Consider the following 15,569-nt stretch of genomic DNA (forward strand, 5'->3'; position numbering starts at 1 on the left):
CTCATGCTCCCGTCGTTTCGGCCAGTGCCTGCAGAACCTGCGGTGCAGCTTGTATGGCGCTTTTGCGATGATAGAAATCCAGGGCCCGCAGGCCGCCGAGTTCGCAGCCGCCGCCGGCGCGGCCCGGACCTCCATGCTGGGACTGGGGCATGACATTGCCATGGCCCGTATGCAGCTTGGCGACAGCGGGCGTGACCACGTGCACGCGGCCGTGGCTGGCGGCGAGCTCGGTGGCGCTGGCGGCCAGGGCCTGGTCGTCATCACCGTAGATAGAGCAGACCAGCGAGCCCTGGCCGCGATGCGCAAGTGCCAGGCCATGGGCCAGGTCACGGTAGGGCAGGAGCGTGGCCACCGGGCCAAAGACCTCCATGTCGTGCACGAGTGCACTGCCATCGGGGTCTTGTGTGCCCAGCAGCACGGGTTGGGCGCAGGCGGCAATCGCCGGGTCGGCATCGATCAGCGCATTGCGCCGGCCGTCATGCAGGGCCGTGGTGTGTTCCAGCAGGCGGCCCAGGCCTTGCTGCACGCTGTCGTACTGCTCGCGGCTGACCAGAGATCCCATGCGCACGGCGTCGTTGCGCGGGTTGCCCACGGAGATCTTCGCCAGCTGCGCACTGATGGTCTGGGCCAGGCTGTCATACAGGGCCTGCGGCACCAGCACGCGGCGTATGGCCGTGCATTTCTGGCCAGACTTGACCGTCATTTCGCGCACCACTTCACGCGCCAGCAAGGCGGCGGCTTCGCTGTCCGGGCCATGGCCGGGCAGCAGCATCGCACAGTTCACGCTGTCGGCCTCGATATTGCTGCGCACCGAATGGCGGCTGATGGCCGCATGAGAGCGGATGGTCGACGCCGTGTCCGCAGACCCCGTGAAGGAGACCACATCCATGGGCTGCAGCTGATCCAGCAAGCCGGCGGCACTGCCGCAGACGATGGACAGCGCTCCCGGCGGCAGTATGCCGGCATCGATCACATCCTTGACCATGCGCTGGGTCAGCCAGGCAGTGGCCGTGGCCGGTTTGACGATGACGGGCACGCCCGAGAGCAGGGCCGGTGCCGCCTTCTCCCACAGCCCCCAGGCAGGGAAGTTGAAAGCGTTGATGAACAGCGCCACGCCACGCGTCGGAACCTGGATATGGCGGGACAGAAAGGCTCCGTCCTTGGCCAGCGCCACGGCTTCGCCGTCGCCCAGATGTCTGGCGTCGCCCAGTGCTGCGCCCCATCTGGCGTATTGATTCAGGGTGTAGATGCCGCCGTCCACATCGACGGCGGTATCGTTTCTGACGGTGCCGCTGTTGGCGGTGGAGATCTCGTAATACGCGTCACGCCGGCTTTGCAGCACGGCGGCAATATCGGCCAGCAGGCTGGCGCGCCGGGCATAGCTCAGGGCGCGCAAGGCATTGCCTCCGGTGTCGCGGGCAAAGGCAAAGGCGGCACCCAGATCAAGCCCTGTGGCGTCGACACGCACCAGCTCGGCCCCCAGTACCGGATCTCGTAACAAACTGCCAGGGCCGCTGCCGGTTTGCCAGCGGCCTGCCACATGGTTGGCCAGTAACTCAGTCATGGGGGTCTCCTGAAGTGCTGTTCTGATCAGCATCAAATCTTTGGTGCAACATGCAATATTGTGCGTGCAATCAAAAGATAAATACGAGACAATGCAGTGTCAAGCAATATATTGCATGATTCGCGTTAACCCCGACTGTTTATCATTCACGGCCTCTGAGGAGCTTTATGGATCAGTTAGACATGGCATCCGCGTCGGTTGCGGAAGGGGATGAGGCGGGCAAAAGCCCGTTGCTGCAGGCCTTGGGCGAGAGGGTGCGCAATCTGCGTGCGCGCCGCGGTCTCACGCGCCGCGGGCTGGCTTCTGCGGCGGTGGTGTCCGAGCGTCATCTGGCCAATCTCGAATACGGCACGGGCAATGTCTCCATCCTCGTGCTGCAGCAGATCGCACAGGCACTTCAGTGCAGCATGGCCGAGCTGCTGGGCGATGTGACGACGGCCAGTGCCGAATGGCTGCTTCTGCGCGAATTGCTCGAGGGCCGCAGCGAGGCCGATTTGCAGCGTGTGCGACTGGCGGCCGGAGAGATTCTCGGGACGGCGCCCAGCGGAGACCCGCACCGGGCTTCTCGCATTGCCCTGATAGGCCTGCGCGGCGCGGGCAAGTCCACGCTGGGCCGCATGCTGGCAGAGCAACTGAATGTGCCGTTTCTGGAGCTGAATCAGGAGATCGAACGGGTGGCCGGCTGCAGCGTGCGCGAGATCTATGACCTTTATGGCGCGGGTGCCTATCGCCGTTACGAGCGTCGTGCACTGGAAGAGGCCGTGCAGATCTACAGCGATGTGGTGATTGCCACGCCGGGCGGTATTGTCTCGGACCCCGCGACCTTCAATGAGTTGCTCAGCCACTGCACCACGGTCTGGCTGCAGGCCCAGCCCGACGAGCATATGGGCCGTGTCGTGGCTCAGGGCGACACGCGGCCCATGGCAGCCAACCCCGAGGCCATGGACGATCTGCGCCGGATTCTGGACGGCCGATCGGCCTTTTACTCCAAGGCCGACCATGTGCTGGACACCAGCGGCAAAAGCCTGGCACAAAGCTTCAGGCAGCTGAAGACACTGGTCGCTGCCTGAGCGGATTCAGGCGGGCAGGGCGCGCTCAAGTATGGCCGCAATGTCGAGCCCAGCAGGGTCGAACGCTCCGACCACCATGGCCCCGCCTTGTGCGCCAAGGCGGGTCTGGATGAAGCCATCGGCCATGGGGGCGGGCGCGTGCCTGTGCAGCAGGCAGGCCTGGGCCAGCAGACACAAGTCCTGCACCAGTCGGCGCGCTTGCGGCTCCAGTGCATCGGGTGCGGCAGACAAGCGCCTGGCCAGCGATTGCGTCATCGCCGTCAGCAGGGGGTGGTCGGCAGCCATATCGCTGAGATCCTGCAGCAGCAGGCGCGCAGCTTCTGGCTCGCGGCCCATGGCGCGCAGAACGTCGAGGCACATCACATTGCCCGAGCCCTCCCAGATGGAGTTGACCGGTGCTTCACGGAACAGGCGCGAGACGATGCTTTCCTGCACATAGCCGTTGCCGCCAAAGACCTCCATGGCTTCGCCCGTGATCTCCACCGAGCGCTTGCAGACCCAGAACTTGGCGGCCGGAGTCATGATGCGTTTCCAGGCACGAGCCAGCAGGTCGCCGTCGGCCTCCGACTCATAGGCTTGCGCCAGATGCATGGCGAGCTGCATGGAGGCTTCGCTTTCGAGGGCCAGGTCCGCGAGTACGGAGGCCATCAGCGGCTGATCCGAAAGATGCTTTCCAAAGGCCGAGCGCTGACGCGCATAGGCAATCGACTGCACGGTGGCGCTGCGCGCAATGGCCGCGCTGCCCAGCACGCAGTTCAAGCGCGTGTAGCTGGCCATTTCGATGATGGTGGGAATGCCGCGCCCTTCCTCGCCCATGAGAATGCCCCAGGCGTCCTGCAGCTCCACTTCCGCGCTGGAGTTGCTGCGGTTGCCGACCTTGTCCTTGAGGCGCTGCACACGTACCGGGTTCTTGCTGCCATCGGGGCGCCAGCGCGGCACGAAGAAGCAGGCATGGCCGCCGAGTTCGCCGCTTGCCGTGGCCATGCGCGCCACCACCAGATGGGCGTCGCACATGGGGGCCGAGAAAAACCATTTGTGGCCGCGCAGCAGATACTCGCCGCCGCGGCCGCCATCATGCACCGGGCGGGCCACCGTGGTGTTGGCGCGCACGTCCGAGCCGCCCTGTTTTTCCGTCATGCCCATGCCTATCCAGATGGATTTTTTCTGGGCCAGCGGCAGATCGCGTGGGTCGTACTCGTGGCTGAACAACTGAGCCTGCAACTGGCTCCAGAGCCGGGGCTCTTTTTGCAGCACGGGGATGGCCGCTGTGGTCATGGTGGCCGGGCATAGCGTGCCTTGCTCTACCTGACCGTGCAGGTAGAAGCCGGCGGCCCAGGCGCTCCAGCGACCGCGACCCTGGCTCTCGAAGGGCAGAGAGATCAGACCCTGCTCGCGATACAGCTGCATGAGGCGATGCCAGCTGGGGTGGAATTCCACGGCATCGAGCACACGCCCGCGCGCGTCGAAGCGCTGCAGCTCGGGAGTATGGCGGTTGGCGAGCTCGGCATGCTCCCAGTTCTGCTTCTCGCCAAGCTGTTGCGCAAAGCGGCTCAGGGCCGGAACAAAGCCCTGGGCCTGCTGGCGCAGCAGCACTTCCTGCAAGGCCGTGTCGGCCTGCAGCAGGTTGATGTCGGTCAACTCATCGAACTGGTTGAAGACGTCATGGGTGTCCAGGGCCTGCATGCGATCACTCCTGTGCTGTGCGCTTGTCACAGCCCAATATAGAGCGCCGCATGGCTGGCGCAAAGCGGGTTTTCAGCCGCCTTGGCGCCGGTGTTCAGCGCCTGCGTGCCTGCTCGTACAAGCCCGTGACGCGCGGCACGTTTCCTTCCAGCTGGCGGATGCGATCGGGGCCTGTCGGGTGCGTGGAGAGAAAGCCTATGCCGCCTTCGCCCGTGGCCTGGCCCATCTTGCGCCACAGGCTCACGGCGGCCTGCGGGTTGTAGCCGGCGCGGGCCGCCAGCTCCAGTCCGACCAGATCGGCATCGCTTTCGTCGTTGCGGCTGAACTTGAGGCTGAGCAACTGGCCGCCCAGGCGTGCAGCGGCATTGCCGATATCGCCCAGACCCAGCAGTTGCGCGCCCAGCGATATGCCTATGCTGGTGGCCTGGTTCTTGGCCAGCTGCTCGCGCGAATGCTCGCGCAGGGCATGGGCCATCTCGTGACCCATGATCATGGCAATCTCGTCGTCCGTGAGCTTGAGCTGGTCGATGATGCCGGTGTAGAAGGCGATCTTGCCGCCGGGCATGCAGAACGCGTTGATCTGCTTGCTGCCGATGAGGTTGACCTCCCAGCGCCATTGGCTGGCGCGCGGATTCCATTGCGCGGCATAAGGGATGAGGCGCTGGGCAATGGTGCGCAGGCGTTGCAGCTGCGGGTTACCGGCATCTGCCAGCGCACCCTGGGCCTTGGCTTTTTGCAGCAGCTCCTGGTATTGCTGGGTCGCAGAGTTCTCCAGCGTCTCGGCCGGCACCAGCTGACGCATGACGGATGCCTTGCCGACCTCCACCTGCGCCTGTGCAGGCATCAGCGGCGCGCAGGCCAGTGCAAGCAGCAGGCAACTGCGGGTGACGGGCAGGCGCAGGGATGAGGTGAGGGAGTGCATGGCTGCCAAGTCTATGCGAGCGCGAAGAGGACTCGGGTCAGACGGCTTCTGCAGTCTTTCGTTCTGCCTGTACCACCAGCCACAGACCGCCGATCACGCCGAGCAGACCGATTACGGACCACCAGGCCGGTCGCTCGCCCACCACCAGCAGCGACAGCGCAAAGGCGGTGATCGGCTCGGCCTTGCTCAGGGCCACGCCGGTCGCGGCAGACATGCCGCGCAGGCCCACTGAAAACAGCAGATAGGCAAAGCCCGTGGCGACCATGCCCAGATAGGTCACCACGGCCCAGCCTTCGGCGCTGATCTGCAGCGGCCCGCCCAGCCAGGCCGAAACGGGCAGCGACAGCAGGGCCGCGCAGGCAAAGACCCAGGCATTGACCGTGGCCACACGCGATTGCATCACCAGGGCCTGATTGACCAGGGCGTAGGCGGCGTAGGACAGACCGGCGAGCAGGCACAGGGCCATGCCCGCCCATGGCAGATGCTGTCTGTCGCTGGCGGCCAGCGCCATGACAATGCCTCCGCCCACGCCGGTGCAGGTGCCCAGCCACCATTGGGCGCTGGGCATGCGCTTTTGCACCACAGCCTGCATCAGACCGGCCCAGATGGGGCCGCTGCCTATGGCCAGCGCTGTACCCAGGGCCACGCCGCTGGCCTTGACGCCGGCAAAGAAGCTGAGGTTGTAGATGGCCATGCAGAGGCCGCAGAACACGATACGCGCCCAGCGCATGGGCTGGCGCGCATGGCTTCGGTCCAGCAGCAGCGCCAGCGCGCCAAAGAACAGTGCGGCCATGACCATGCGCAGGCCGCCCACCCAGTAGGGCGAGAGCTGTGCGGGCGCGAAATGCTGTGCCGTGCCCGTGGTACCCCAGAGCATGGCGGCGGCCAGCACCAGGCCGACAGGACCCAAGGCGTTTCGGGATGATGAGTAAGAGATAGCGGAAGTCACAGACATGAGTGAGCCATCATGCGCGGGCCCGGGTCGCCCATCTGTCGAGAAACGCTTGAAGTGCGCCAGCTCAGCGCGGCTCACGCAGTTGACGCGATGTCACGCCGCGCTCGCGCCGCAATGCATAGGCCAGGGCGCTTGCCGAGGCGTAGCCGCAGCGCAAGGCGGTCGCTTCGAGTGCAGCCCCCTGTTTGAGCTGCCGCACGGCAGCATCCAGACGCAGGCCGCGAAGCCAGTCCTGCGGGGTGCGGTCCGTCAGCTCCACAAAACGGGCATGGAACTGGGCCACGCTCAGGTGCATCAAGCCCGCCAGTCTGGCCGTGGGCCAGCTTTCGTGCAAGGCGGCCTGGATCTGCTGCTGCAGCCGCAGCAGATCCAGTCCACGCCGCTGCAGCAAGGTGGGAGCCTGCAGCACCAGCGCCATTTGCGCGGCGGCCGACAGGCTTGACTGAGGAAAGCGCAGCGCCGGTGGCACGGCAAAGCGGCGCAGCTTGTCCAGCCCCTCGGCCATGGGCGCATCGATCACCAGTACCTGGGTTTGCGGCGCGGCCAGATAACCATGGTCGGCCCCTGCGGGGATGACCATGCCGCAGGCGCTGTCTACAAAGCTGGGTCTGCCGGCCACCTCCAGCTCCATGCGGCCCTGCAGCGCAAACAGGATCTGGGCATAGTCGTGGGCATGGGCCTGATGCTCGCCGCTGTAGCTGCGCACCGATGCCTGTGCCTGGTCAAGCACAGGGTGCGGGGATGCGGTGTCACGGCTCATGGGTCAATCCTGCTTACAGAAAGAGACGGCGGTCGGGGCAATGGTAGCGCCCGGCGACTGGCGCGGGCAACCGATAATGCCCTCTGCCTCAGAGAACCAGACCATGACCGAGTCGTCCCAAACAAGCCGCAATCCCTCTTCCGCAGACGTCGCCATCAAGCCCAAGCGCAGCTGGAGCCAGGCCTTCAAGGTCTACGCCCAGCCCACCAGCCTGCGCATGCTGGCCCTGGGCTTTTCGGCCGGCCTGCCCTTGCTGCTTGTGCTCGGTACCCTGAGCTTCTGGCTGCGCGAGGCCGATATTGACCGCACGACGATCGGATTCCTGAGCTGGGTGGGTCTGGCCTATGCCTTCAAATGGGTTTGGTCCCCGCTTGTGGATCGTCTGCCACTGCCGGCGCTGACGCGGATGCTGGGCCGCCGCCGCAGCTGGCTGCTGTTTTCGCAGCTGCTGATCGTGGCCGGCCTGCTCGGCATGTCGTTCATGGACCCCAAGCAATCGCTGCAGCCCCTGGTGTGGTGCGCAGTGCTGGTGGCTTTCGGCTCGGCCACGCAGGATATTGCGCTTGATGCCTATCGCATAGAGTCCGCCAAGCTCGACGACCAGGCGGCCCTGGCGGCCACCTACCAGACCGGTTATCGCCTGGCCATGATCTGGGCCGGAGCCGGCGTTCTGTGGGTGGCGTCACAGGTGCAGGGGGATGTGCAGGGCTATATGGTGCAGGCCTGGCATGTGGCCTATACGGCCATGGCGGCAAGCATGCTGGTGGGCATGATCACGGTGCTGCTCTCGCCCGAGCCTGAAACCCGCCCCATGGCACCGGCACGCAATGCCGCCGAATGGATCAAGGGCGCGCTGATTGCGCCGTTTGCCGACTTCGTCGGCCGCTATCGGTGGCAGGCGCTGCTGCTGCTGGCGCTGATCGGGCTGTATCGCGTCAGCGACGTGGTCATGGGCATCATGGCCAACCCGTTCTATGTGGACATGGGCTACACCAAGGAAGAGGTGGCCGCCGTGACCAAGGTGTTCGGCGTCATCATGACGCTGCTGGGCGGCTTCGTGGGCGGCACCATGGCCGTGCGCTGGGGCGTGATGCGTGTGCTGATGCTGGGGGCCGTGCTGTCGGCCTGCACCAATATGCTGTTTGCCTGGCTGGCCACGCGCGGCCATGACGTCGCGGCGCTGGTCTGGGTGGTCAGTGCCGACAATCTCGCCGGGGGGATCGCCTCGGCAGCCTTTATTGCCTATCTCTCGGGCCTGACCAATGTGCAGTACTCGGCCACGCAATATGCGCTGTTCAGCTCCATGATGCTGCTGGCGCCCAAGTGGCTGGCGGGCTTCTCGGGGGTGTTTGTCGATACTTATGGTTACGAGGCATTCTTCCACACCACGGCGCTGATGGGCTTCCCGGTGCTGCTGCTGATTTTCCTGGCATCAAGAGTGAAAATGGGCTCTGGCACTTGATGGGAAAGCGCTGTTAGCTATTGTTTTTTGGTGCGTGTAGCGTTTACCGAACTTTACGCGCCAGACAAGAGCAGATCATCTGCGTGCTGCAGCATGGTGCCTTGAAGAAATATCGAGGCGCGAGCATGACTACACTGCCCCCTATGAGCACGCACCAACTTCTGATGATTGAGGACGACGTTCGCCTGGCGCAAATGGTGAGCGATTATCTGGGCAATAACGGCCTGGAAGTGACCCATATGGCCGATGGCAAGAGCGGCCTGGAACAGCTGCAGCCCAGCGATGGCGGCTCGGTCGAGCTGCCCGATCTGGTGATCCTGGACCTGATGCTGCCGGATATGGACGGCCTTGAAGTCTGCCGCCGCATACGTTCCATGCCTGGTGCCCCCGCACAGGTCCCGGTGCTGATGCTGACCGCCAAGGGAGATCCCATGGACCGCATCATCGGCCTGGAGCTGGGCGCCGACGACTATCTGCCCAAGCCTTTCGAGCCGCGCGAGCTGCTGGCCCGCATTCGCGCCATCCTGCGCCGCAAAGGTGGCGAGAGCCAGGCGGCGCCCGCGAATGCCGTCATGCGCTTCGGCAGCCTGGAAATCGATCGTGATGCCCGTACCGTGTCGGTGGGCGAGCAGCAGGCCGATCTCACTTCCTACCAGTTCGATCTGCTGGTGGCGCTGGCCGAGCGCGCCGGTCGCGTGCTGACGCGCGACCAGATCATGGAAGCCGTGAGAGGGCGCGAACTGGAGGCCTTCGATCGTTCGATCGACGTGCATATGGGCCGCATCCGCGCCGCGATCGAGGCCGACCCCAAGGCTCCCAAGCGCATTCTCACGGTGCGCGGTGTGGGCTATGTTTTTGCCAAGCAACAAGACTGATGAAGCTGCTGCATGTCTTCTCTCAGCGCCTGTATCTGCGCATCTGGCTGGCCGTGGTGGTCGGTGTGGCCGTGCTCACGCTTTGCGTGGCCTGGGCCTGGAATATTGCCGAGGAACAGCGCGCGCAGAACAGCACCACACCGCCTTCGCGCGAGATGGTGCTCAAAGGCCCCGAGGGCGAGGTGGTGGTGGAGGGGCGTGGCAACCGCGTCTCCGGCTCGCCCGTAGATGGCGTGCGTTTTGAAATTGCCGCCAGGGACGGGCAGGTCTATGAGCTGTGGATGGCGCCGCGCGAGTGGCGTGAGGGTCGCCCTCCACCGCGTGATGGTGCCGTGGCCTTCTGGCTGCGGCCACCGTTCGGCTTTCTGTGGATGCTGGGCCTAGTCGGCGTGGCGGTGGTTGTGGGCGTGTTCCCCATCATTCGCCGCCTGCTCAAGCGTCTGGAAAATCTGCAGCGCGGCGTCAAGCGCTTCGGCGAGGGCGATCTGTCGGTGCGCGTGCCCGAGCACGGCCATGACGAGGTGGCCGATCTGGCACACCAGTTCAACGCCGCTGCCGCGCGCATCGAGACCTTGATGACCTCTCACAAGTCTTTGCTGGCCAATGCCTCGCATGAGCTGCGTTCGCCGCTGACGCGCATCCGCATGGGCCTGGAGTTCATGGGCGACGATCCGGCCAGTGCACGTGCCAAGGCCGAGATCCAGCGCAATATTGGCGAGTTGGACCAACTGGTCGACGAGATCCTGCTGGCCAGCCGGCTGGACTCCAGCGAGGTCGATGTGGGCACGGTGGAGTCGGTCGATCTGATCGGTCTGGCGGCCGAGGAATGCGCGCGCATCGATGCCGATCTGGAGATGCAGACCGATGGTCCGCTGGAGGTGCAAGGTATTGCGAAACTGCTGCGCCGCGCCGTGCGCAATCTGCTGGAGAACGCGCGCCGCTACAGCGAGGGCGAGATCACGCTGTCCCTGTCCAGGCAGGACGATATGGCCGTGATTCGCGTCGAGGACCATGGCCCTGGCGTTCCCCAGGCGCAGCGTGAGCGTATTTTCGAAAAGTTCTATCGCCTGCCTGGCGCCAGCGAGCGCTCCGGCGGTGTGGGTCTGGGTCTGTCGCTGGTGCGGTCGATCGCCGAGCGGCATGGAGGGACTGTGCACTGCGAGGCACGCCAGGATGGCCGTAGCGGTGCGAGCTTTGTGATCTGTCTGCCGCTGGTCTGATCCGGCTCCCCCAGAAAAAAGCCCCGCAGATCTCGTCCTGCGGGGCTTTTTGTTTCAGTACGGTGGCTGGGCGGGTCGGCCTATGGAGACATAGCCCAGGCCATGGCTGGCAGGTAGGGAAGGCTCGTAGAGATTGCGGCCGTCGAAAATCATTCTGTCGCGCAGCGTTGAGGCCAGCAGGTCAAAGTCCGGAGCGCGGAAGATCTGCCATTCAGTCACGATGGCCAGGCAGTCTGCATCCTTTACGGCAGCCAGAGGGCTATCTGCCAACTGCAGGTCGGCACGCTCGCCGTAGATCCGGTGGGCTTCCTTCATGGCCACGGGATCGTAGGCCTTCACCTTGGCGCCGGCAGCCCAGAGCGACTCCAGCAGATTGCGGCTGGGCGCTTCGCGCATATCGTCGGTATTGGGCTTGAAGGCCAGGCCCCAGACGGCGATGGTCTTGCCCTCAAGCTGGCCGTTGTAGAAGGCGCTGATACGCTCGAACAGCACATTGCGCTGGGCATGGTTACGGTCTTCTACGGCGTTGAGCAGCAGAGGCTCGAAATCGACTTCCCTGGCGGTGTGGATCAGCGCCTTCACATCCTTCGGAAAGCAGCTGCCGCCATAGCCCACGCCCGGGTAGATGAAGTGATAGCCAATGCGCGGGTCGCTGCCAATGCCGCGGCGCACGGCCTCCACATTGGCACCCAACTTTTCCGCCAGATTGGCGATTTCGTTCATGAAGCTTATCTTGGTCGCCAGCATGGCATTGGCCGCGTATTTGGTCAGCTCTGCGCTTCGGACATCCATCACCACGATCTTGTCGCGGTTGCGGTTGAAAGGCGCGTACAGCTCGCGCAGCTTGGTTTCGGAAGCCGGGTTGCCGGTGCCGATGATGATGCGGTCCGGGCGCTGGCAATCGCCCACGGCAGCCCCCTCCTTGAGGAACTCGGGGTTGGATACCACGTCGAACGCATGCTGCAGATTGCGTTGTGCAAGGCCTTCGGCGATCACGGCCGAGACCTTGTCCGCCGTGCCCACGGGCACGGTCGATTTGTTGATGACGATGCGCGGACCGTCCATGTGCTGGGCGATGGTGCGGGCCACGGCCAGCACATATTGCAGGTCGGCGCTGCCGTCTTCGTCGGGCGGCGTGCCCACGGCCAGAAAGATCAGCTCGCTGTGCGCCACGCCTTCGGCGGCATTGGTGGTGAACTGCAAACGGCCCAGTTGCTGATTGTTGATGACGAGTGCATCGAGGCCAGGTTCATGGATGGGGATCTGGCCGGCCTTGAGTGCCGCGACCTTCTTCTCATCCACATCCACACAAAGCACCTGGTGGCCTACGTCGGCCAGCACGGCGCCTTGCACAAGACCGACATAGCCGGTACCAAAGACAGTAACTTTCATACGCGATAAAAAGAGCGATACCAATCCACAAAATTCTGCACGCCAGTGGCCACGGGCATGGCTGGCGAGAAGCCGACCCAGGCTTGCAGGGCTCGTGTGTCCGCCGATGTGCTGTGCATGTCTCCGGGCTGTATGGGCAGCATTTGCTTGCGAGCGGTAATTTGCAGGGCGCCCTCCAAGGCGGCGATGTAGTCCATCAGCACGGTGGGTGTGTTGTTGCCGATGTTGAAGATGCGATAGGGCGCAGTGCTGGTGCCAGGGTTGGGGTTCCGGCTGTCGTAGCTGGCGTCGGGTGTGGCGGGCTTGTCCAGCACGCGCATGATGCCTTCGACGATATCGTCGATATAGGTGAAGTCGCGCACCAGCTTGCCTTCGCCATAGACATCGATGCTCTCGCCCGCCAGCATGGCCTTGGTGAACTTGAACAAGGCCATGTCGGGGCGGCCCCAGGGACCATATACCGTGAAGAAGCGCAGACCTGTGGTGGGAATGCCGTACAGGTGCGCATAGCTATGGGCCATCAGCTCATTGGCCTTCTTGGTGGCTGCGTAGTAGCTGATGGGGTGGTCCACCGCATCGCTTTCGGCAAACGGCATCTTGGTGTTGCCACCATAGACGCTGGAGCTGCTGGCATAGACCAGATGCTCGATCTGGTGCTTGCGGCAGCCTTGCAGGACATTGCCAAAGCCCAGCAGATTCGAGTCGGTGTAGTCGTCGGGCTGATCGATGGAGTAGCGCACCCCGGCTTGTGCGGCCAGGTGCAGAACTTTGCCGGGGGCTACCTTGGCAAACAGGTCGGCCATCCCTTGCCGCTCCGCCAGATCGAGTTCCACGAAGCGGAAGTGGGCATGTGGGCGCAACTCGGCGAGGCGGGCATGCTTGAGCGCCACGTCGTAGTAGTTGTTGAGGTTGTCGATACCAACCACGGGCACACCTTGCTCAAGCAGCCGCTTGGCGCAATGCATGCCGATAAAGCCGGCACAGCCGGTGATCAGAACGGGATTCATGGGGCAATCCAGAGATATTGGTATTGCGCAGGTGTTGCGCTGGCAGGCATTTTCTCGAAAGGCATGCTCAGTGTCTGCAGCGCGGTTTTTGCCTGGGTGGTGAAGATGCCGTCCCACCAGCCCGCGACGGGCTTGTCGGCACGTGTGATCAACAGCAGGCCGCCTGCGGTATCGGCGCCGGCCTGAGACAGGCACTGCCTCAGCTGTGCGCCATCGGAGCAGCCCAGGGCGTAGGTTTGCGGGAACTGCGAATGCAGCATGGCCGCCATCATATGGTCCGAGCCGACGATGACGCCCTTGCCGTCATAACCGGCCTTGCGCAGTTCCTGGGCCAGTGTCTTGACCGGATGGTTGAGCTCGTCGGGATCGTTCTTGCGGCCGCCCTGCCAGGGGCGCAGCGTGGCCATGATCAGAAAGATCAGGGCAAAGACGATGACGAAGACGGTGAACATGCGGCCCACGCCCTGTTCCAGCAGTGCAGGGCGCCAGACATACAGGGCCAAGGGTGCAATGGACGTCAGAGGCAGCATCCAGCGCTGCTTGAAGTCCGTGACATCAGCTGCCAGCACCATGCCCAGCAGGCAGACGGCAATGACGAGCAGGTAGTTGCGCAGCAAAGGCCTGGCCCATTCCTGGCCCTGCAAAAACGCGTCGGTGCCTGGCTTCCAGAGTCTGGAGCGATAGCTGAGCACGGCGGCAATCAGCCACAGGCCCAAGGTGGAAAGCAGGGCCTTGAGCAGATTGCCCAGACCTTTCAGGTGCGAAGCCTCGGTGGAGATGGACATCTTCTGTACGGTCTCTGTGGTTGCCATGCCCCAGTGCGAGGCCAGCCAGAAGGCATGGGGCGCAAACACCAGCAAGCCCACCAGCGGAGCCAGCCACCAGCCCCTGGCGAAGATGGCGCGACGTACCTGCGTCACCGACATGGAGGCCACGAACAAGGCGCCAATGAGCATGGCATAGCTGTATTTGGACAGCATGCCCAGACCGCAGAAGAGGCCGATCCATACAAAATTGATGACTTGCGGCTTTTGCACCTGGCGCAGTACCGCCCACCACAAGCCCATGGTCATGGCCGTCACCATCACCGTATGGGTCTGGTCGCGCAGCGAGTCCCAGCCGAAAGGCGGCATCAGCAGCAGACCTGCGGCCACCCACCACGCGCCTTTGCGATCGAGCAACTCCCGGCCCGCCAGCCAGGCCAGGCAGTAGGTCAGGGCGATCAGCAGATGTTTGAGCAGGGCCAGAGCCAGCACCGAGGGGCCGAGAATCTGGCAGACCGCCCATTGCATCCAGGTATACAGAGGCGGCTGCGGGCCATAGCCCAGATGCAATTGCTGGGCCCAGAGAATCTGTTCGGACTCGTCCCATTTCATGCCCGCGGAAATGCTGATGCGGGAAACGATATGGGCACAAACTAAAAGAGCCAGCCATATCCATGGCTTGGTATATAGGGCTTGCTGCCAGTCGGGGCGAATAGAAGTCGAGGAGTTTGATGCCATAGGATTTGGCGAGTGCACATGTTTTGATAGTGCGCACTTACGATTGCGCTTGGCTTTGCAGGCCAAACAATGGGCCTGGCGCAAATGGCACCTAGGGTATTCAGTTAGTATAGGTGACTGTTATCCAAAATCATTGAGCATGACGTCCGTGCACGATTCCAATCCCGAAGTTTCCATCGTTGTTCCTGTTTATAACGAGTTCGATAATCTGCCCGACCTGGTGGCCCGTATTGACGAGGCCATGCGCACCCAGCCGCTGAGCTACGAACTGATTGCGGTGGACGATGGCTCGACGGATGGCAGTGCCAGGCGTCTGCGCGAGCTGGCCGAGCAGCATCCCTGGGTGCGTGCCGTCTGTCTGGTACGCAACTACGGGCAGTCCAGCGCCCTGCAGGCCGGTTTTGACCGCGTGCGCGGCCGTTATGTGGTCACGCTGGATGCCGACCTGCAAAACGAACCCGGCGATATTCCGCTGTTGCTGGAGCGTCTGGAAAACGACCCCGATGTGGACATGATCTCGGGCTGGCGCAAGAACCGCCAGGACAAGGCGCTGTCGCGCCGTCTGCCCTCGGTGCTGGCCAACCGCCTGATTTCCAAATTCACCAATGTGCAGCTGCATGACTACGGCTGCGCATTGAAGGCCTACCGCCGCGAGATCATCGACCGCATTCGCCTTTACGGCGAAATGCACCGCTTCATTCCCTCGCTGGCGCGTGATGCCGGCGCGCGTATCACGGAGATTCCGGTGCGTCACCATGCACGCACGCGCGGTGTCTCCAAGTACGGCATAGATCGCACTTTCCGGGTGATTCTGGATCTGATCTTCATTGTCTTCTTCATGCGCTTTCGCCAGCGCCCGCTGCATGCCTTTGGCGGCATGGGACTGTGGATGGCCACGCCTGGCGTGCTGATTCTGCTGTGGCTGCTGGCGCAGAAGATCATGGGCGAATCGATTGGAGGCCGTCCCCTGTTGATGGCTGGGGTCATGCTGGTGCTGATGGGCATGCAGTTCATCGCGGCGGGTCTGATCGGCGAGCTGCTGACGCGTATCTATTACGAGTCGGGCAGCGGTCTCCAGTACTACGCCAAGGATTACGGCTCCGCCGGGTACAGGGCCGAAGACAAGGCAGCGAAAACCGAGACCACGCTCCTGTGAG

13 protein-coding genes are annotated in these 15,569 nt (G+C 63.6%); 5 read left to right on the top strand and 8 right to left on the bottom strand.

The genetic code is table 11. The features are described from left to right. Window position 1: 1 nt before the first annotated feature. On the bottom strand, window positions 2-1,564 hold the full coding sequence (locus O987_RS00455; protein WP_043370425.1) for a 3,4-dehydroadipyl-CoA semialdehyde dehydrogenase: 1,563 nt from the start codon (window positions 1,562-1,564) through the stop codon (window positions 2-4). Window positions 1,565-1,731: 167 nt separating this feature from the next. Between O987_RS00455 and O987_RS00460 the strand changes: the two genes are divergently transcribed. Beyond that, entirely contained in the window at window positions 1,732-2,634 is a 903-nt protein-coding gene (locus O987_RS00460; RefSeq protein ID WP_003059848.1) for a helix-turn-helix transcriptional regulator, read from the top strand. Between the two features lie 6 nt (window positions 2,635-2,640). Here O987_RS00460 and O987_RS00465 read toward each other — a convergent pair whose 3' ends face one another. From O987_RS00465 to O987_RS00480, 4 genes are all read right to left on the bottom strand, one after another. Next, window positions 2,641-4,317, bottom strand: coding sequence for an acyl-CoA dehydrogenase family protein (locus O987_RS00465; protein ID WP_043370426.1), 1,677 nt, complete (start codon window positions 4,315-4,317; stop codon window positions 2,641-2,643). A 94-nt stretch (window positions 4,318-4,411) separates the two neighbouring features. Beyond that, the gene (locus O987_RS00470; protein ID WP_003059843.1) at window positions 4,412-5,239 is read right to left on the bottom strand and encodes a M48 family metallopeptidase; all 828 of its coding nucleotides are present in this window, start codon (window positions 5,237-5,239) and stop codon (window positions 4,412-4,414) included. A gap of 37 nt (window positions 5,240-5,276) precedes the next feature. Next, window positions 5,277-6,149 (bottom strand): DMT family transporter, encoded by an 873-nt coding sequence (locus tag O987_RS00475; RefSeq protein ID WP_043370427.1) that lies wholly within the window; start codon window positions 6,147-6,149, stop codon window positions 5,277-5,279. A 109-nt stretch (window positions 6,150-6,258) separates the two neighbouring features. Then, entirely contained in the window at window positions 6,259-6,954 is a 696-nt protein-coding gene (locus O987_RS00480) for a helix-turn-helix domain-containing protein (RefSeq protein ID WP_043370428.1), read from the bottom strand. Window positions 6,955-7,057: 103 nt separating this feature from the next. Between O987_RS00480 and O987_RS00485 the strand changes: the two genes are divergently transcribed. From O987_RS00485 to O987_RS00495, 3 genes are all read left to right on the top strand, one after another. Beyond that, window positions 7,058-8,416: an AmpG family muropeptide MFS transporter gene (locus O987_RS00485; RefSeq protein WP_182312189.1), complete on the top strand. Its 1,359-nt coding sequence runs from the start codon at window positions 7,058-7,060 to the stop codon at window positions 8,414-8,416. Between the two features lie 125 nt (window positions 8,417-8,541). Next, window positions 8,542-9,291 carry a response regulator gene (locus O987_RS00490; RefSeq protein WP_003059830.1) on the top strand — a complete coding sequence of 250 codons (750 nt, stop codon included), beginning with the start codon at window positions 8,542-8,544 and terminating at the stop codon, window positions 9,289-9,291. After that, window positions 9,291-10,511, top strand: a complete 1,221-nt coding sequence (locus O987_RS00495) for a HAMP domain-containing sensor histidine kinase (RefSeq protein WP_003059827.1) — start codon at window positions 9,291-9,293, stop codon at window positions 10,509-10,511. The genes O987_RS00490 and O987_RS00495 overlap by 1 nt, the downstream gene beginning before the upstream one ends. Window positions 10,512-10,565: 54 nt before the next feature. Here the strand turns inward: O987_RS00495 and O987_RS00500 are convergent, their stop codons facing one another. Genes O987_RS00500 through O987_RS00510 form a run of 3 tightly spaced genes read right to left on the bottom strand, consistent with a single transcriptional unit; the run spans window position 10,566 to window position 14,286 of the window. Beyond that, window positions 10,566-11,903: a UDP-glucose dehydrogenase family protein gene (locus O987_RS00500; RefSeq protein WP_043370431.1), complete on the bottom strand. Its 1,338-nt coding sequence runs from the start codon at window positions 11,901-11,903 to the stop codon at window positions 10,566-10,568. Beyond that, window positions 11,900-12,910, bottom strand: a complete 1,011-nt coding sequence (locus O987_RS00505; RefSeq protein WP_003059821.1) for an NAD-dependent epimerase — start codon at window positions 12,908-12,910, stop codon at window positions 11,900-11,902. The genes O987_RS00500 and O987_RS00505 overlap by 4 nt, the downstream gene beginning before the upstream one ends. Beyond that, window positions 12,907-14,286, bottom strand: coding sequence for an ArnT family glycosyltransferase (locus O987_RS00510; protein WP_051962099.1), 1,380 nt, complete (start codon window positions 14,284-14,286; stop codon window positions 12,907-12,909). Before O987_RS00510 ends, O987_RS00505 begins: the two co-directional genes overlap by 4 nt. Window positions 14,287-14,551: 265 nt before the next feature. Here O987_RS00510 and O987_RS00515 point away from each other — a divergent pair, with 265 nt between their 5' ends. Continuing rightward, window positions 14,552-15,568: a glycosyltransferase family 2 protein gene (locus O987_RS00515; RefSeq protein ID WP_043370435.1), complete on the top strand. Its 1,017-nt coding sequence runs from the start codon at window positions 14,552-14,554 to the stop codon at window positions 15,566-15,568. Window position 15,569 lies beyond the last annotated feature (1 nt).

The sequence above is a fragment of the Comamonas testosteroni TK102 genome (assembly GCF_000739375.1).
In the GTDB taxonomy this organism is placed as follows: domain Bacteria; phylum Pseudomonadota; class Gammaproteobacteria; order Burkholderiales; family Burkholderiaceae_C; genus Comamonas; species Comamonas brasiliensis.